Below are 16,345 nucleotides of genomic sequence, written 5' to 3'. Positions count from 1 at the left end.
TGCAACAGCCCCTTTTAATTAATCAAGTTCTAAATTACCAGTATATAATTGATAATAAGTACCTTTTTGTTTTATTAAATCTTCGTGATCACCACGTTCTATAATTTTACCATGTTCTAATACTATAATAGCATCACTATTTCTTATCGTTGATAATCTGTGAGCTATTACAAATACCGTTCTACCTTTCATAAGGTTATCCATACCTGTTTGCACTATTTTTTCAGTTCTTGTATCTATACTTGAAGTTGCTTCATCTAGTATTAATACAGGAGGATTTGCAATAGCCGCACGAGCTATAGCAAGTAATTGTTTTTGACCTTGAGATAGTTCATCACCAGTTCCAGATATAACAGTATTAAATTTATCTGGTAACATATTTATAAAATGATCAGCATGTGCAAGAGAAGCTGCTTTATAAACCTCTTCATCAGTTGCATCAAGTTTACCATATCTAATATTATCCATTATAGTTCCTGTAAATAGATGAGTATCTTGTAATACTATTCCTAAAGATCTTCTTAAGTCAGCTTTCTTTATATCTTTTACATTTATACCATCGTATGTTATTTCACCACTATTTACATCATAGAATCTATTTATTAAATTAGTTATAGTAGTTTTACCGGCTCCTGTTGAACCTACAAAGGCAAGTTTTTGTCCAGGTTTAGCATACAGATTTAAATCATCAAGAATTATTTTATTTTCATTATATCCAAATGTCATATTATTAAATCTAACATCACCTTTAAGTTCTATATATTCAACACTACCATCTAAATTTGTTTTTTTCCAAGCCCATTTGTTATTATTTCTAACTTCAGTTATTTCTCCGTTTTCTAATATTTCTATATTAGTTAATACAACAGTACCATTATCTATTTCAGGTTTTTCATCAAGTAGATTAAATACACGTTCAGCTCCTGCAATTCCCATTACAATTGAGTTAAATTGTTGTGAAATTTGCATTATAGGTTGAGAAAAACTTTTTGTAAATTGTAAATAAGAAACAAGCACACCTATAGTTATTCCTGTTTTTCCATATATTAAAAGTATACTTCCTATTATAGCTGTAAGTACAAATTGTAAGTTACCAACATTTCCTACTATAGGTCCAAGAATAGATGAAAAAATATTTGCTCTACTGTTATAATTAAATAATTTTTCATTTAATTTATCAAATTCTTCTTTTGAAATATCTTCGTGATTAAATATTTTTATTACTTTTTGTCCATTCATTCTTTCTTCTATATATCCTGTAACATCAGCTAAACTTCGTTGTTGAGCACTGAAATACTTACCACTTTTTTTACCTATATCAGATATTATGTAACTTAATAATCCAAGTACTATTATAGATAGTATAGTAAGTGATGGACTAAGAATAAGCATAGAGATAAATGATGTTACTATAGATAAAAATGAAGTTACTACTTGCGGTAATGCGTTAGTAATAACATTTCTTAAAGTATCAGTATCATTAGTATATACACTCATTATAGAGCCATTAGTATTTTGATCAAAATATCTAATAGGTAAACTTTGCATCTTATCAAATAATTCATTTCTAATTCTAAGTATAGTTTCTTCACCAACTTCAACCATTATATAGTTATATAGGAATGTAGAAATTGTTCCTATTATGAATATGATGGCTAAAATTGTTAATATTTTATAGAAACTAGAAAAATCTGGATTACTTTGTCCTATTAATGGTGTTATATAATCATCTATCAGAAACTTAAGTGATAAAGAAACTGAAGTAGATGCTATAGTTCCTATTATAACCCCTATAGTTACTATTAATAAATTCTTTTTATGTTTTAATAATATAAAATTAGCTAACCTTTTTAAAACTGCTTTTGAATTTTCTGGTTTTTTCAATTTATTCACCACCTTTTACTTGAGAATTATATATATCTTGGAATATTTTGTTATTTTCTAATAGTTCTTTTGAAGTTCCTATACCATTTATTTGACCATCATCAAGTACTATTATTAAATCAGCATCTTCTATAGATGAAATTCTTTGAGCTATAATAATTTTAGTAGTATCAGGGATTTCTTCTTTAAATGCTTTTCTTATTAAATAATCAGTTTTTGTATCAACAGCAGATGTTGAATCATCTAGTATAAGGATTTTTGGTTTTTTAAGTAATGCACGTGCTATACAAATTCTTTGTTTTTGTCCACCTGATACATTATTTCCACCTTGTACTATTTGAGTATTATATTTATCTGGGAATTCTTGTATAAAATTATCAGCACATGCAAGACGTGATACTCTTATAACCTCATCTATACTTGCATTAGGATTTCCCCATTTTATATTTTCTTCTATAGTTCCAGTAAATAGAGTGTTTTTTTGTAATACCATAGAAACTTCATCACGTAATGTTTCAAGGTCATATTTTTTAACATCAATTCCACCAACTTCAACACTTCCATAAGTTGCATCATAAAGTCTAGGAATAAGTTGAACTAAAGTAGATTTAGAACTTCCTGTTTCTCCTATTATTCCTATAGTTTGACCTGATTTTATATCAATATTAATATTTTTAAGTGATAAATTACCATCTATACCTGAATAACTAAAACTAACATCTTTAAATGAAATATCTCCATTTTTAATATCCTTGATAGGATTTTCAGGATTTTGTATATCTGATGTTTCATTTAAAACTTCTGTTATTCTTCCTATAGAAGCCTGAGCTATTAAATTCATAACAAATACAAAACTCATCATCATTAATGCCATAAGTATTTGAATAGCATATATTATTAATGTAGTAAGTTCACCAGAAGCCATTTTACCATATACTATATTTTTACCACCAAGTAATAATATAGCAAGTATAACAGTATAAATAGTAAATTGCATAGCAAGATAATCAAATGAAACCACTTTACCAGCTTTTGCATATAGGTTATATACTTTGCTTGATGTATCTTTAAATTTATTTATTTCAAAATCTTGTCTAACATAAGCCTTTACAACACGAGCAGCATTAACATTTTCTTGTACCTTTTTATTTAAAATATCATATTCTTTAAATGATTGTGTATATAAAGGGTAGGCAATTTTGATTATTAGTCCTAATGCTATAGCAAGAATAGGAACAACTATTAAAAATATTAGTGCAATTTTTTTGTTTATTGATAATATCATAAATAAAGGTAATATCATCATACATACAGTTCTTGCAAGTAATCTAATATTAAACATAAAAGCCATTTGTAAATTAGTAATATCAGATGTAAGTCTTGTAACTAAACTAGATGTAGAAAATTTATCTATATTTTTAAAAGAAAAATCTTGTATTTTATAGAATAAATCTTTTCTAATATTTTTTGAATATCCAGCAGATGCAATTGATGCATATCTTCCTGATAATACTCCGAAAAGTAAGGCAAGCATAGCTATTATTACTAATATAAACCCTGTTTTAAACACATAAGTCATATCTTGATTTGTTATACCTTTATCTATAATTCTTGCCATTTGTATTGGAATTAATACTTCCATTAATACTTCAAGTACTATAAACAAAGGTGCAAGTAGACTCTCTTTTTTATATTCTCTTAGAGATTTTAAAAGTGTTTTATTCATTTTACCTCCTAATTAATATTTTCTATTAACTTATTTAAAAGTTTAAATAAGTAATTTAGTTCTTCATCTGTAATATTTTGTGTTAGGTTATCTTCCATAATTGATATGTTTTTTTCTATTTCATTACTTATTTCAACAGATTTTTGTGTTGCTAAAATATTTTTCATTCTAGAATCTTTATTTGAAGCATTTCTAATAATTAAGCCATCTCTTTCAAAATTTTTAAGTATTTCACTTGCGTGAGATTTACTGATATCAAATTCTTTTTCTATATCTTTTTGAAAGACTTCTTTATTTTCAGATATATTATCTAAAATATATTTGATTATATACCTTTGTAATGGATTTAAATTAGAATTGCTATATGAAAGATGTACCTTTTTGTTTAGTTTTTTATTAAATATACGAATGTTATTTAATACTTCTTTTTTAGTAACCATATCACTCCTTAATAGTTCGTTTGAGAACTAACTATTTGGTTATTATATATAAAAATGTAAAAAATGTCAATTTTATATGTTTTAAAGTATATTTTTATAGGTTAAAAATAGATGTTGATAAAAGATTAATATTAATGTATATTTGTTGTAATAAATTAAAAAAATAACAAAGAAAAAATTAAAAAAATGACATTTATAGTTGAATACATTTATTTATATTTATTGATATATGCATTATATAATTTATTACCATATAATATGGCACTTTTAGCTTCGATATTAATATTATCATATGACTTTATTTTAAATTATAAGGAAAAGAAAAGTGGTATTTATAGAGTGAATACATTGTATTGTCTCTTTGTATATATTATTAATTTTATGATAGAACATAAAATTTTTATATCATTTATTGAATTTACAGAAAAGGGAGATATATTTATTATATTATCTGTTTTAATATATAATATTTGGTATATAGTTAAGGGAAAAGAGAAAATTTTGTTTAAATTGATTTTATTATTATCTTGTATAATTTATATACTTTATAATGAAGTTTTAATAGGAAGCTATAGGGATGGTGGAATGATATTTGGTTAATACAAAGGAGAATCAATGAAAAAAAGAGAAAAATTTGTAATTTTAATACTATTTCTATTAATTTTAAGAGAGTTTTATGGACTAGCCATAAAAAAAGAAATATTATTAATGTATAAAAATGAAAAGAATATAATAATAGATGAAAAAGATATAAGAGTTAAAAGGCGTTTTAATGAACTTAATGGATTTGATAATTATGATATAGCTTTTGTTAAAAAATATAAATCAAAATTAGATTATTTTAAGATATATGATGTATATTATGGAAGTTTTGAAGATATAAGTTTTGGTTTATTATATAGAGCAGAAAAAAAGTATATAATAGATAAACTTATATATGATAAATCAAAGGGGAATGACTTTGAGAAATTAGATAAATATATTCAAGATAATAAAGAAAGAATATTTAAAATTTTTCTACAAGAAAATTATGATGAGAAATTAGATTTGAAAATAAGAATAGATATGGACATATTTGAAAGTTTGGATTTTAATAAGTCAAATAACAAATTTTATCTTAATCCAAAAGATGTATATACCATTGAAGATTATATTATGAAATTTTCAGAAGAATCTAATCCTGATTACGAGTACTTACGTAACGAAAGAGAACGAATGTTTTTTAATAAACCAATAAAATATGAAGATATTGATTGGTATAAATATATTTTATTTATGGGAGATTATCCTGCTTTAAGTCTTTATGTAGTAGAAAATGATAATGGTAATGAGTGGGATAAGACAATAAATACCTCAGATGATCCTAAAAAAATAGAAGAATTAAAACAATTATATAAAGAATTTGAACAATTTTACAACAAAGAAACATTTACCTTTGCAATAAGGTAGAAAGGACTTAAATAAAAAAATATCTGTTATTATTTTTACCAATAATAATTAATGAAAACAATATTGTTAACCGATAGTAAAATTAGACTATCGGTTTTAGCTATATTTATATTTATTTGGACAAATATAAAATAATTAATTATCTATCATTGAATATTTTTTAAAATTGTTGTAAAATATGGTTACTATAAAATCTGAAAGGAGTTTATTTTATGTTTTTAAATAAATCTCAAAAATTGGCTATAGTTGATTTTGAAAATAATCAAATAAGTCATGAAGATCTAGTAAATAATGTTAAATATTATTCAGAATATAATATAAACAAAGATGGAAATAAAGATTTTGGAATAATAATGATGGAAAATAGGAAGGAATGGTTCTATGCATTTTATAGTTTATGGGATAGAAAATTTACACCTATTGCAATAGATGCATTGTCTTCTGTAGATGAATTAAAATATTTCTTAACAGATTCAGGAGCAAAAGCTATATATGTTTCAAATACCACTAAAGAAGTAGCAGAAAAGGCTGTGTCAGAATTAGAATTTGATGTAGCTATATTTAATGTAGATAAGTTTGAATTTAGTCAAGAAAAGTTTGATTTAATAAAAAAAGATGAAAGAATACTTAGACACCCTGAAGGTGAAGAAACAGCTGTTATGATTTATACATCAGGAACTACTGGATCACCTAAAGGTGTAATGTTAACATATAATAATATTATTGCACAAATGGATTCTATTCACTCAGTTAAAGGTACTATACCAGAAGAACAGTTATTAGCTGTTTTACCTTTTCACCATATATTACCTTTAATGATAACTAACCTTTTCTTAATGCATCACAGTAATCAATTTTCTGTGGTACTTGTTGAGAAATTATCTAGTAAAGATATATTAGCAGCACTTGAAAAAAATAGAGTAACTATGCTTATTCTTGTTCCACGTGTTTACTATATGTTCTATAAGAGTATTAAAGATACTCTAGATTCTAAATGGGTTACAAGAACTGCATTTAAAGTTGCAAAAGCTGTAAATAAAACATGGTTCTCAAAAATTGTATTTAAGAAAGTTCATCAAAAATTTGGAGGACATATTAGAGATTTCCTTGCAGGAGGAGCTAAGTCTGAAAAAGAAGTTATAGAATTTTTTGATACTTTAGGATTTAGATATTCAGAAGGATATGGACTTACAGAAACTTCACCATTAGTAGCAGCATCAACACCCGAAAATGCTAAAAAAGCTGGAACAGTTGGACTTCCTGTTAAAAATATTGAAATAAAAATAGTAGATGGAGAATTATGGGTTAAAGGTCCTATAGTTATGAAAGGGTACTATAACAAACCAGATAAAACAGCAGAAGTATTAACTGAAGATGGTTGGTTTAAAACAGGGGATTTAGTAGAATTAGATGAAGATGGATATATTAATATAATTGGTAGAAAAAATGCTATGATAGTGTTATCTAATGGTAAGAATATAGATCCAGAAAAACTTGAATTCAAATTCATGGAAGAAACTAAAGGTGGAATAAAAGAAATAGGTATTTTTGCAAATAAAGATAAACTGACTGCTTTAATAGTTATAGATTCTGAAGAAGCTAAATTACATAATATTTCTAATATACACGCCTATGTTAAAGACTTAGTAGAATTCTATAATGCTAAAGTACATAATCATGAAAAAATATTGGAATATAGAATAACAGAAGAAGAATTACCTAAGACAAGAATAGGTAAAACAAGAAGATTTATGTTAAAAGATATATATTTAAAAGATAAGGTTGAGAAAAAGGTAGAACAAGAAGATAACATACCTCGTTCTAATGAATATAGAGTAATTAAAAAATTCATAGAAAATATGAAAGGAAGACTTTTAACAGCAGATGAAAATCTTGAGATAGAATATGGGTTAGATTCACTTGATCAAGTCGAACTTATTAGCTTTATCCAAAGTACATTCGGTGTAATAATAGCAGAAAAAGAGTTTAAAGAAAATTCTACTTTAGCTAAACTTTCAGATTATGTTGCGCAAACATCTAATGTATTTAATGAAAATGTAACTAATCAATGGGAAAATATTGTAAAAAATGCGCCTAAAAAAGATTTAGAAGAGGGTATTTTAGGTATTATACTTAAACCTATATTATGGGTTGCATTTAAAATATACTTTAGATTAGGATTACATGGAAAAGATAAAATTAAAGATAAACCACAAATAATAATAGCTAATCATCAAAGTTTCTTAGATTCATTAGCTATAAGTCTTATGTTTGATAACAAGATATTGAAAAAAACTTATACATTAGCAATAGATTGGTATTTTAAAAATAAATTTATGGAATTTGTTGGTAAAAATACTAATGTTGTTTTAGTGGATATAGATGGAGATATTAAAGGATCTTTAGAAACTTTATCAAATATATTAAAACAAGGTAAAAATGTAATGATATTCCCTGAAGGTACAAGAACTAAGGATGGAAATATTTCTCAATTTAAAAAGGCATTTGCTATACTTGCAAAAGAACTTAATGTTGACATAACTTGTATTAAGATAGATGGAGCATTTGATGCCTTTTCAAGATATATGAAATTCCCAAGACCTAAAAAAGTTGATGTGACTTATTTAGGTGAAATTAAACCTGAAGGATTGACTTATGAAGAAATAGTTAAGAAAGCAAAGGAGATGTATAAATAATGATATATAACAATATAGTAGAATTAATAGGTAATACACCTTTATTCAAGATAGATTTTAAAGAAGAAAATATAGCTGATGTTTATGTTAAATTAGAAAAATTTAATATAGGTGGAAGTGTTAAAGATAGAGCTGTACTTGGTATGTTAGAAGACGCACAGAAAAAAGGGGTTATTAAACCTGGAGATACCCTAATAGAAGCAACTTCTGGTAATACTGGTATATCACTTGCTTTAATAGGGTCTGCATTAGGTTATAGGGTAATAATTGTAATGCCAGAAACTATGACAGTTGAAAGACGTGCTACTTTACATGCGTTAGGTGCAGAATTAATATTAACAGATGGGACTTTAGGTACGAAAGGATCTATAGATAAAGTTGAAGAAATTAAGGCAGAAAATCCTAATTACTTTATACCTAGTCAATTTAGTAATGGAGCAAATCCATATAAACATTATGAAACAACAGCAGTAGAAATTTTAAAAGAATTAAATGATGTTGATGTATTTGTAACAGGAGTGGGTTCAGCAGGAACTTTAACTGGAGTTGCAAGAAGATTTAAAAAAGATAGCCCTAATACTAAGATATATGCAGTAGAACCTGAAGCTTCAGCAGTACTTTCAGGAAATGAACCTGGCAAGCATGCTATAGCAGGTCTAGGAGCTGGATTTATACCAGATAACTTTGATAGAAGTTTAATAGATGGTATAATTCAGATTACTGATGAAGAAGCAATAGAATTTACAAGAAAATTAAGTAGAGGATTTGGTTTATTTTTAGGAATATCATCAGGAGCTAATATAAAAGCAGCATATAAATTAGCAAAAGAATTAGGAAAAGGTAAAAAGGTTGTAACAGTTGCACCAGATGGTGGAGAAAGATATTTATCGGTAGCTCCATATAAATATAAAGAAGAGGAATAAAAATGATTAAGTGGTTAAAAGAAGAGATCAATAATATATATGATAGAGATCCGTCTATAAAAAATAAATTAGAAGTTTTACTTTATCCATCATTACATGCTATGATAGCTCATAAAGTAGCTCATTGGTTATACAATAAAAAGTTCTATTTTTTGGCAAGACTTATATCACAAATTTCAAGATTAGTAACATCTATAGAAATACACCCAGGTGCAAAAATAGGAAAAAGAGTATTCTTTGATCATGGTATAGGTGTAGTTATAGGAGAAACAGCAATAATTGGTGATGATTGCCTTATATACCATGAAGTTACTTTAGGTAGTAATAGTTCTGATAAAATAAAGAGACACCCAACTTTAGGAAATAATGTTGTGGTTGGGGTTGGAGCTAAAATTATAGGGAATATTACTATAGGGAATAATGTTAAAATAGGAGCTAGTTCTGTTGTTTTAAAAGATGTTCCTGATAACATGATAGCAGTAGGTTCGCCTGCACAGATTAGGGAGGCAAAATAGTGGTAAATTTAAGTTGTAATGCAATAATACCTGATGGACCTTTAAAACCTGTAGAAGAAATAGAAGAAAGTATAAGAACTACATATAAAAAGAATATATATACAAAATTTTTAAGTGCAGTTTTAGAATACGGGTTAATAGAAAAAGGAGATAAAATAGCAATAGCTGTATCAGGAGGAAAAGATTCTCTACTTTTATGCAAACTATTTCAAGAGTTAAAAAAAGATAAAAGATTTGATTTTGAATTTAAAGCTATAAGTTTAAATCCAGGATTTAGAGAAGATGATCTAGAACATTTTAAATTTAATCTTAAAGAGCTTAATATAGAATGTGATATTATTGATACTAACATTTGGAAAATTGCTAATGAAATGGCACAAGATTATCCATGTTTCCTGTGTGCTAAGATGAGACGTGGTATACTTTATAAAAACATAGAGGAAATGGGATATAACAAGTTAGCACTAGGGCATCATTTTGATGATGTTATAGAAACTACATTGATAAATTTATTTTATGGAGGTCAGTTAAAAACTATGCTTCCTAAAACACCATCAACTACAGGAAATTTAACTTTAATAAGACCTATGGCTTTAGTACATGAAGAAGATATAATTAAGTTTACTAAGAAAAACGGTATAAGAGCTATGAACTGTGGTTGTGTAATAGAAGCAGGTAAAACATCTAGTAAAAGACGTGAAATAAAAGAAATGTTAGAAGGATTAGAAAAAAATAACCCAGGATTAAAACAAAAAGTATTTAGATCTATGGAAAATATTAACCTAGATTATGTTTATGGATATAAAAAAGGTAAAGAAAAATATAATATAAAGGATGATACAGATAGTATATCAGACTTATTTGAGTAAGGACAGTTTTAAAAGACTGTTCTTTTTTTTGAAAAAAATAAATTAAATATTTGACAAAATAATGGAGGGGTATTATATAGTAAAGATAAAAAATAGGAGGAAAAATAGAGCTTTATGAAAAAGACTATAATAAACTATCTAAAGATATGAAGATAAAATTAAATTAATATACTAATTTACTTATTTGAAAATCTAATAATAAATATATAAAAGATAGCAGATGAGTTAGGACTGCCATATAATATATAGGCAGCATCTATAAAGTATTTAGTTGAATTAGGAATACTTGAACAGATAAATAATAATAAAAGAAATAGATTATTTATATATAGAAGATATATAGATATATTAAAAGATGGAACTGAACTATAAGAATTCTATTGACCAAAAATAAAAATATTTCAATTTTGGTCAATAGAATATAAATCATAGAATTCCAAAATATGTTAATTAAAAATTAATAGCAAAACAAACTTTAGAAAAAGGAAGTAAATTATACTTTGCCTTAGATGGATTGGTAACTGATAATATAATTTATAATAAAAATACTAATATAGATTTCAATTAAGGATCATGTAATAGAAAATCCATTAAAAAATTTTAAGATAGAAAAATAATAAAGAAAATAAAAAACACCTCGTATGAGGTGTTTTTATATATACTATTTAATTAAACTTACAAAGTAGTGTAAAGTTCTGATTAATTGTGCAGTGTAAGACATTTCGTTGTCATACCAAGCAACAGTTTTAACTAATTGAGTATCTCCTGATTTGATAACTTTAGTTTGAGTAGCATCAAATAATGATCCCCATTTAATTCCTATAATATCTGAAGATACTAATGGTTCTTCAGTGTATCCGAATGAAGGAGTTTCAGCTGCTTTCATTGCTGCATTTACTTCTTCAGCAGTTACAGGTTTTTCTAATACAGTTATTAACTCAGTTAATGATCCAGTTGGTACAGGAACTCTTTGAGCTGCTCCATCTAATTTTCCTTGTAATTCAGGTATAACTAATCCTATTGCTTTAGCTGCTCCTGTAGTGTTAGGAACTATATTTTCAGCTGCTGCTCTAGCTCTTCTTAAGTCACCTTTTCTGTGTGGTGCATCTAATGTATTTTGATCTCCTGTGTAAGCATGTATTGTAGTCATTGATCCAGCAACAACACCGAATTTATCTTGTAATACTTTAGCCATAGGTGCTAAACAGTTAGTTGTACAAGAAGCTGCAGATAATACAGTTTCACTTCCATCTAATACGTTTTCATTAACACCGAATACAACAGTTTTCATATCTCCTTGACCTGGAGCTGATATAACTACTTTTTTAGCTCCTGCTTGGATATGTAATCCAGCTTTTTCTTTTTTAACGAAGAATCCAGTACATTCTAATACTACGTCTACGTCTAATTCTCCCCAAGGTAATTTTGCAGGGTCTGCTTCAGCAAAAGATTTAATTTCTTTTCCGTTAACAACGAAAGCTCCTTCTTTTACTTCAACTGTTCCATCAAATCTTCCTTGAGCTGTATCATATTTAAATAAGTGAGCTAAAGTTTTAGCATCAGATAAATCGTTTACAGCTACTACATCAAATTCAGGATCGTTAGCCATTAATCTTAAAGCTAATCTACCTATTCTTCCAAATCCATTAATTGCAACTTTTACTGCCATGGTAAAATACCTCCATTAATTTTAATTTACAATTAATTATATCATATAAAATATAAATTTACAATATTAGGTTAAAAAAATAACATTTATTTTATAAAAGAAAATGACCATAAGGCCATTTACATTATTTATATTTTCTCCAGATTTGTGTTTTACCTAAGAATTTAAGTCCACTTACGTGTCCTCTAACTTTTAAAGTACCATCTTTTTGTAATATCATATAGCAATCATAAGTTTTTCCACTTGATGGATCATAGATTTTACCACTTTCATATACATCTTTATCTTCGTTGTATGTAAATCCACTTACAAAATCTATTCCTTCTAAAGTTCTACCTTTTTTAGATGCATCAGGATTGTTAATATCTTTTCTTAAATTTCCTGTTGAATCATATCTATTAGTTAATTGGTATATTTTTCCATAAACTTTACCACTTTTTTCATAAATATCAACTATAATTCTATTGTCAGTATCGCCTTTTTCAGTAATCCATCTTCCATAAGCATCTGATTTTGCAGCAAATGCTGTGAAAGAAAATATTGTAAGTAATAAAATAAATAATTTTTTCATTCAAATCACGTCCTTTTAATTGATATAGTTATAATAACAAATATCCACATTTTTGTCAAGATTAAAATAACTATTTTACATTTCTTGATAAATGTAAAAATTAAATTAAGTATACATAATAATTGTATTATGTTATACTATATTATATTAGTAAAGGGGATATATATGGAAAATAAAATACTGAATTTTGAAGAGATTAATAATTTGATTGATAAAATAAGTGAAAAAATAAAAAAAAGAGAAATTAGGTATATAGCATTAATAGGAGATTTAGGTACAGGTAAAACTCACATATCTAAAAGAATTTGTAGAAATCTAGGAGTTTTAGATAATGTTAAAAGTCCTACATTTACATATGTTTTGGAATATAACCTAGATGAAATTAATATACTTCATTTTGATTTATATAGATTATCTAATATAGATGAATTATATGAAATAGGTTATGATGATTATTTAGATTCAGACAATAATATATTCTTAGTTGAATGGGCAAATAATGTTGTTGAGGCTATACCTGATGATGCAATTTATATAGAACTTACATATAATGATATAGATAAGAGATTTGTTAGTGTGTATATTAAAGTAAATGGAGAAAAGAAATATTTAGAAATTGCACATTAAAGTACAACATTGAAAAGTTTACCTTGATTAAAGTAATTATTCATGGGATTATTATTTATTGTGTTCATAGGTATATTATATCATTTTTGGGAGGATTTTTCCATTTAAAAGTGTTATTTTATACCTTTTTTATTATGTTTTTTGATATTTAAAAAGAGTAGAATTTAGATTCTTTAATTTCAAATTTTCTACTCTTTTTTCTAGTTATAGCTATTTTTTGTATTGAGTTAATTGTATATATCCGTTTTGAGTAACTACGATGTCATCTTCTATTCTTATACCGACTTTATCAGGTATATATATTCCTGGTTCTATTGTAAATACCATACCTTCTTCTAATATATCATTACAGCTTTGAGATACATCTGGATATTCGTGGCAATCCATACCAAGACCGTGACCTAATCTATGTGTGAAATATTGTCCATATCCAGCATCAGTTATGATATCTCTAGCAATTTTATCAAGGCTTGCAAAAGTAACACCAGGTTTTACAGCTTTTATTGCCTCTGTATTTGCTTTAAGCACTATATCATATATACTTTTATCAAATTCAGAAACCCTACCAAATTCAAGACATCTAGTAATATCGCTAGCATAATCTTTATAATAACATCCAAGATCTAAAAGAACATATTCATTTTCTTTTAATTTTCTTGAAGAACTTAATCCATGAGGATTAGCAGCACCGTCACCAAAAAGAACTATAGTATCAAATGACATTTTATTTATACCAAATTTTTGTATTTCATTTTCTATTATAGCTTTAAGTTCTAGTTCTGTAATACCTACTCTTAAATTATCTTTGGCGATTTCTATACATTTATCAGCAAATTTTGCTGCAGTTTGTAGAAATTCTATTTCTTCCTTGCTTTTATATTTTCTAAGATTTTTAATTAAAGAAGAACAATCTAATATGTTGTTACTTTTGAATACTTCTTGTATAATTTCAAATCTTTTTACAGTTAGATGTTCTTTTTCTACTGCTAAATTTTCTAAATAAGAAGTAGCCTTCATAAGTTTTTCAAATCCATTTTCTGTATCCATATACCCGATTATTTCTATATTATTAGTAGAATTTTTTGCACTATTTTTTTCAAGTTCAGGACAAAGTATGAATTCTTTACCATCTTTTCTTAAAATATACATAAGTAATCTTTCATGTGGATCGCATTCAAAATTAGTTATATATTGTATATTTTTAGGAGTAGAAATTAAAATTCCATCTATATTATTAGTTCTAATGTATTCTAACATTTTATCCTTTTTCATTATATCACCTCTTTATTTATATAGTATAACAATAAGAAATTAAAATCAATAAAATATTATTATAAACAGTGAATTTAAGACTGATATATAAATGTTTGAATTTACAGTTAATATAAAGGCCTTTTGTATAAACTTAAATAAAATATATTACAAAAATAGACAAAGCATAAAATAACCTTTTAAAATTATTAGAAATGTTGACATTGGTTTTTTTTGAGTGTATTATTTGGGTATAACGACGAGAGGTGAAAGAAATGAAAAAAATATTTAAAAAAATTATGATAGGAGTAATGACATTAACATTTGTAATTTCGTGTTCATCATTAACTGCTCAAGAATACTTTGCACAAGGAAGATATATAGATGCATTAAAAGCTACAGCTAAAGAATTAAATGAAAATAAAAAACCTTTAACTGTACAAGATGAAAATGAAATAGCTTATAGAATTAAACAAGTAGAAAATGTTTATGAAAATAAATTAGCAAGTTCATATGATGATAAATCAAAAGCTACATCATATTTAGAATTATGGGAAATGGCGCATATAATAGAAATGAATCCATCACTTGCAAGATTTAATGGTTATTCAACAAACAGATATAGAAATACATATGAATTATTATCTAATGCACAAAAACATATAATAAAATATGTAGAAATAGATCCTACAAATAGAGTTGATGCATTATTACCATTTATTAATAAGTTAAGTAGTTATGGTGCTACAAGAACACAATATAATAGTATATATGAAACTTTAGCTAGACGTGCTGCAGATATTTATATAGATATAGCAAGAAATTATGAATATGCAAATAAATATGAAACAGCTGCAAATTATTACTACAAGGCTGCAGAAGTTTATGGTGATTTTGGTTCAAATTATAGAGGTTCTTATGATAAATATGTAAATATCAAAAAAGCATTAGAGCTTTCTATAGCAGATACAAGCTATAACGATGCAGTAAGAGAATTTCAATCTGGAAGATATGATAGTGCTAAGGTTAAATTTGAAGAAGCTAGAAAAATATATTCTAGTTATTCATTAACAAGCCAAGTAAGTAGAATAGATTCTTACTTAAATACAATTAAACAATCTTTAGAAATTTCTAGTGCTGATACTTATTTTAGTGAAGGAGTAAGATATTATCAAAATGGAGATTATTCTAGAGCAAAAGAAAAATTAGAAACAGCTAGAAAGCTATATATTAAATATGGAAATACTTTTAAAGTAACTCAAGTTGATTCATATTTATCTACATTAGGAAGAACTAGCGATTTAAATACAGCTAAAAAATACTATGAAGAGGCTTTAAGATATTACCAAATAGGAGAATACTCTTATGCTAAAGAAAAATTTGAATTATCAAAACAAATTTATTTAAGATATGGTATGAATTATGAAGTAAATATTATTAATTTCTATTTAGAAACAATTAAATCAACAAATGTAAAACCTAAAAATTCAACTGCATTTGAAAACTTTTATAATGAAGGAGTAAAATATCAAACTGTAGGAGAACAACAAAAAGATTATACAGCAAGAGCATATTATTATAGAATGGCAATTAATGAATATAAAAATGCACTGCCTAATACAAATGATAGAAACAAAATTTTTGAACTTAATGAAAGAATAGAAGCTCTTGAAGCGTTTATTAGGTTGTATGCTAGATAATTTAGAAGGGGCTGTTGCAATAAAA

The 16,345-nt window shown here is 26.0% G+C and carries 13 protein-coding genes; 7 read left to right on the top strand and 6 right to left on the bottom strand.

Annotated elements, in window-relative coordinates; genetic code table 11:
- Window positions 1-18: 18 nt before the first annotated feature.
- Genes AYC59_RS01335 through AYC59_RS01325 form a run of 3 tightly spaced genes read right to left on the bottom strand, consistent with a single transcriptional unit; the run spans window position 19 to window position 4,050 of the window.
- Window positions 19-1,893, bottom strand: a complete 1,875-nt coding sequence (locus tag AYC59_RS01335; protein WP_066894463.1) for an ABC transporter ATP-binding protein — start codon at window positions 1,891-1,893, stop codon at window positions 19-21.
- Complete coding sequence (locus tag AYC59_RS01330) at window positions 1,886-3,610, bottom strand: ABC transporter ATP-binding protein (RefSeq protein WP_066894461.1); 1,725 nt, start codon at window positions 3,608-3,610, stop codon at window positions 1,886-1,888. The genes AYC59_RS01335 and AYC59_RS01330 overlap by 8 nt, the downstream gene beginning before the upstream one ends.
- A gap of 8 nt (window positions 3,611-3,618) precedes the next feature.
- Window positions 3,619-4,050, bottom strand: coding sequence for a MarR family winged helix-turn-helix transcriptional regulator (locus AYC59_RS01325; protein ID WP_066894459.1), 432 nt, complete (start codon window positions 4,048-4,050; stop codon window positions 3,619-3,621).
- Window positions 4,051-4,665: 615 nt separating this feature from the next.
- Here AYC59_RS01325 and AYC59_RS01315 point away from each other — a divergent pair.
- The 5 genes from AYC59_RS01315 to AYC59_RS01295 all read left to right on the top strand — a co-directional run bounded on the left by AYC59_RS01315 (window position 4,666) and on the right by AYC59_RS01295 (window position 10,502).
- Window positions 4,666-5,499 (top strand): hypothetical protein, encoded by an 834-nt coding sequence (locus AYC59_RS01315; RefSeq protein WP_066894455.1) that lies wholly within the window; start codon window positions 4,666-4,668, stop codon window positions 5,497-5,499.
- A gap of 212 nt (window positions 5,500-5,711) precedes the next feature.
- Window positions 5,712-8,195 carry an AMP-binding protein gene (locus tag AYC59_RS01310; protein WP_066894453.1) on the top strand — a complete coding sequence of 828 codons (2,484 nt, stop codon included), beginning with the start codon at window positions 5,712-5,714 and terminating at the stop codon, window positions 8,193-8,195.
- Window positions 8,195-9,118, top strand: a complete 924-nt coding sequence (gene cysK / locus AYC59_RS01305; RefSeq protein WP_066894451.1) for a cysteine synthase A — start codon at window positions 8,195-8,197, stop codon at window positions 9,116-9,118. Before AYC59_RS01310 ends, cysK begins: the two co-directional genes overlap by 1 nt.
- Window positions 9,119-9,120: 2 nt before the next feature.
- Window positions 9,121-9,633: a serine O-acetyltransferase EpsC gene (gene epsC, locus AYC59_RS01300; RefSeq protein WP_082752610.1), complete on the top strand. Its 513-nt coding sequence runs from the start codon at window positions 9,121-9,123 to the stop codon at window positions 9,631-9,633.
- Window positions 9,633-10,502 carry a tRNA lysidine(34) synthetase gene (locus tag AYC59_RS01295; protein ID WP_066894447.1) on the top strand — a complete coding sequence of 290 codons (870 nt, stop codon included), beginning with the start codon at window positions 9,633-9,635 and terminating at the stop codon, window positions 10,500-10,502. The genes epsC and AYC59_RS01295 overlap by 1 nt, the downstream gene beginning before the upstream one ends.
- Before the next feature lie 661 nt (window positions 10,503-11,163).
- On the opposite strand, the gene gap is transcribed toward AYC59_RS01295, so the two are convergent.
- Both gap and AYC59_RS01285 read right to left on the bottom strand, forming a co-directional pair.
- Window positions 11,164-12,171 (bottom strand): type I glyceraldehyde-3-phosphate dehydrogenase, encoded by a 1,008-nt coding sequence (gap, locus tag AYC59_RS01290; RefSeq protein ID WP_066894445.1) that lies wholly within the window; start codon window positions 12,169-12,171, stop codon window positions 11,164-11,166.
- 124 nt (window positions 12,172-12,295) lie between these two features.
- Window positions 12,296-12,742 (bottom strand): DUF2147 domain-containing protein, encoded by a 447-nt coding sequence (locus AYC59_RS01285; protein ID WP_066894443.1) that lies wholly within the window; start codon window positions 12,740-12,742, stop codon window positions 12,296-12,298.
- Window positions 12,743-12,907: 165 nt separating this feature from the next.
- Here AYC59_RS01285 and tsaE point away from each other — a divergent pair, with 165 nt between their 5' ends.
- On the top strand, window positions 12,908-13,369 hold the full coding sequence (gene tsaE / locus AYC59_RS01280) for a tRNA (adenosine(37)-N6)-threonylcarbamoyltransferase complex ATPase subunit type 1 TsaE (RefSeq protein WP_066894441.1): 462 nt from the start codon (window positions 12,908-12,910) through the stop codon (window positions 13,367-13,369).
- A 210-nt stretch (window positions 13,370-13,579) separates the two neighbouring features.
- Here the strand turns inward: tsaE and AYC59_RS01275 are convergent, their stop codons facing one another.
- Window positions 13,580-14,641 carry a M24 family metallopeptidase gene (locus tag AYC59_RS01275; protein WP_169792208.1) on the bottom strand — a complete coding sequence of 354 codons (1,062 nt, stop codon included), beginning with the start codon at window positions 14,639-14,641 and terminating at the stop codon, window positions 13,580-13,582.
- Between the two features lie 254 nt (window positions 14,642-14,895).
- Here AYC59_RS01275 and AYC59_RS01270 point away from each other — a divergent pair, with 254 nt between their 5' ends.
- Window positions 14,896-16,320 (top strand): hypothetical protein, encoded by a 1,425-nt coding sequence (locus AYC59_RS01270; protein WP_066894437.1) that lies wholly within the window; start codon window positions 14,896-14,898, stop codon window positions 16,318-16,320.
- Window positions 16,321-16,345 lie beyond the last annotated feature (25 nt).

The sequence above is a fragment of the Pseudostreptobacillus hongkongensis genome, from assembly GCF_001559795.1.
Taxonomy (GTDB): domain Bacteria; phylum Fusobacteriota; class Fusobacteriia; order Fusobacteriales; family Leptotrichiaceae; genus Pseudostreptobacillus; species Pseudostreptobacillus hongkongensis.
The sequence above is the reverse complement of the archived record's forward strand: the minus strand, read 5'-3'. Positions and strand labels throughout refer to the sequence as shown.

Bases quoted from the DNA above. Each gene is read 5' to 3' on its own strand.
- AYC59_RS01330 (WP_066894461.1), bottom strand. From the start codon at position 3,610: ATGAATAAAACACTTTTAAAATCTCTAAGAGAATATAAAAAAGAGAGT.
- AYC59_RS01325 (WP_066894459.1), bottom strand. From the start codon at position 4,050: ATGGTTACTAAAAAAGAAGTATTAAATAACATTCGTATATTTAATAAA.
- AYC59_RS01315 (WP_066894455.1), top strand. From the start codon at position 4,666: ATGAAAAAAAGAGAAAAATTTGTAATTTTAATACTATTTCTATTAATT.
- AYC59_RS01310 (WP_066894453.1), top strand. From the start codon at position 5,712: ATGTTTTTAAATAAATCTCAAAAATTGGCTATAGTTGATTTTGAAAAT.
- cysK (WP_066894451.1), top strand. From the start codon at position 8,195: ATGATATATAACAATATAGTAGAATTAATAGGTAATACACCTTTATTC.
- epsC (WP_082752610.1), top strand. From the start codon at position 9,121: ATGATTAAGTGGTTAAAAGAAGAGATCAATAATATATATGATAGAGAT.
- gap (WP_066894445.1), bottom strand. From the start codon at position 12,171: ATGGCAGTAAAAGTTGCAATTAATGGATTTGGAAGAATAGGTAGATTA.
- AYC59_RS01285 (WP_066894443.1), bottom strand. From the start codon at position 12,742: ATGAAAAAATTATTTATTTTATTACTTACAATATTTTCTTTCACAGCA.
- tsaE (WP_066894441.1), top strand. From the start codon at position 12,908: ATGGAAAATAAAATACTGAATTTTGAAGAGATTAATAATTTGATTGAT.
- AYC59_RS01275 (WP_169792208.1), bottom strand. From the start codon at position 14,641: ATGAAAAAGGATAAAATGTTAGAATACATTAGAACTAATAATATAGAT.
- AYC59_RS01270 (WP_066894437.1), top strand. From the start codon at position 14,896: ATGAAAAAAATATTTAAAAAAATTATGATAGGAGTAATGACATTAACA.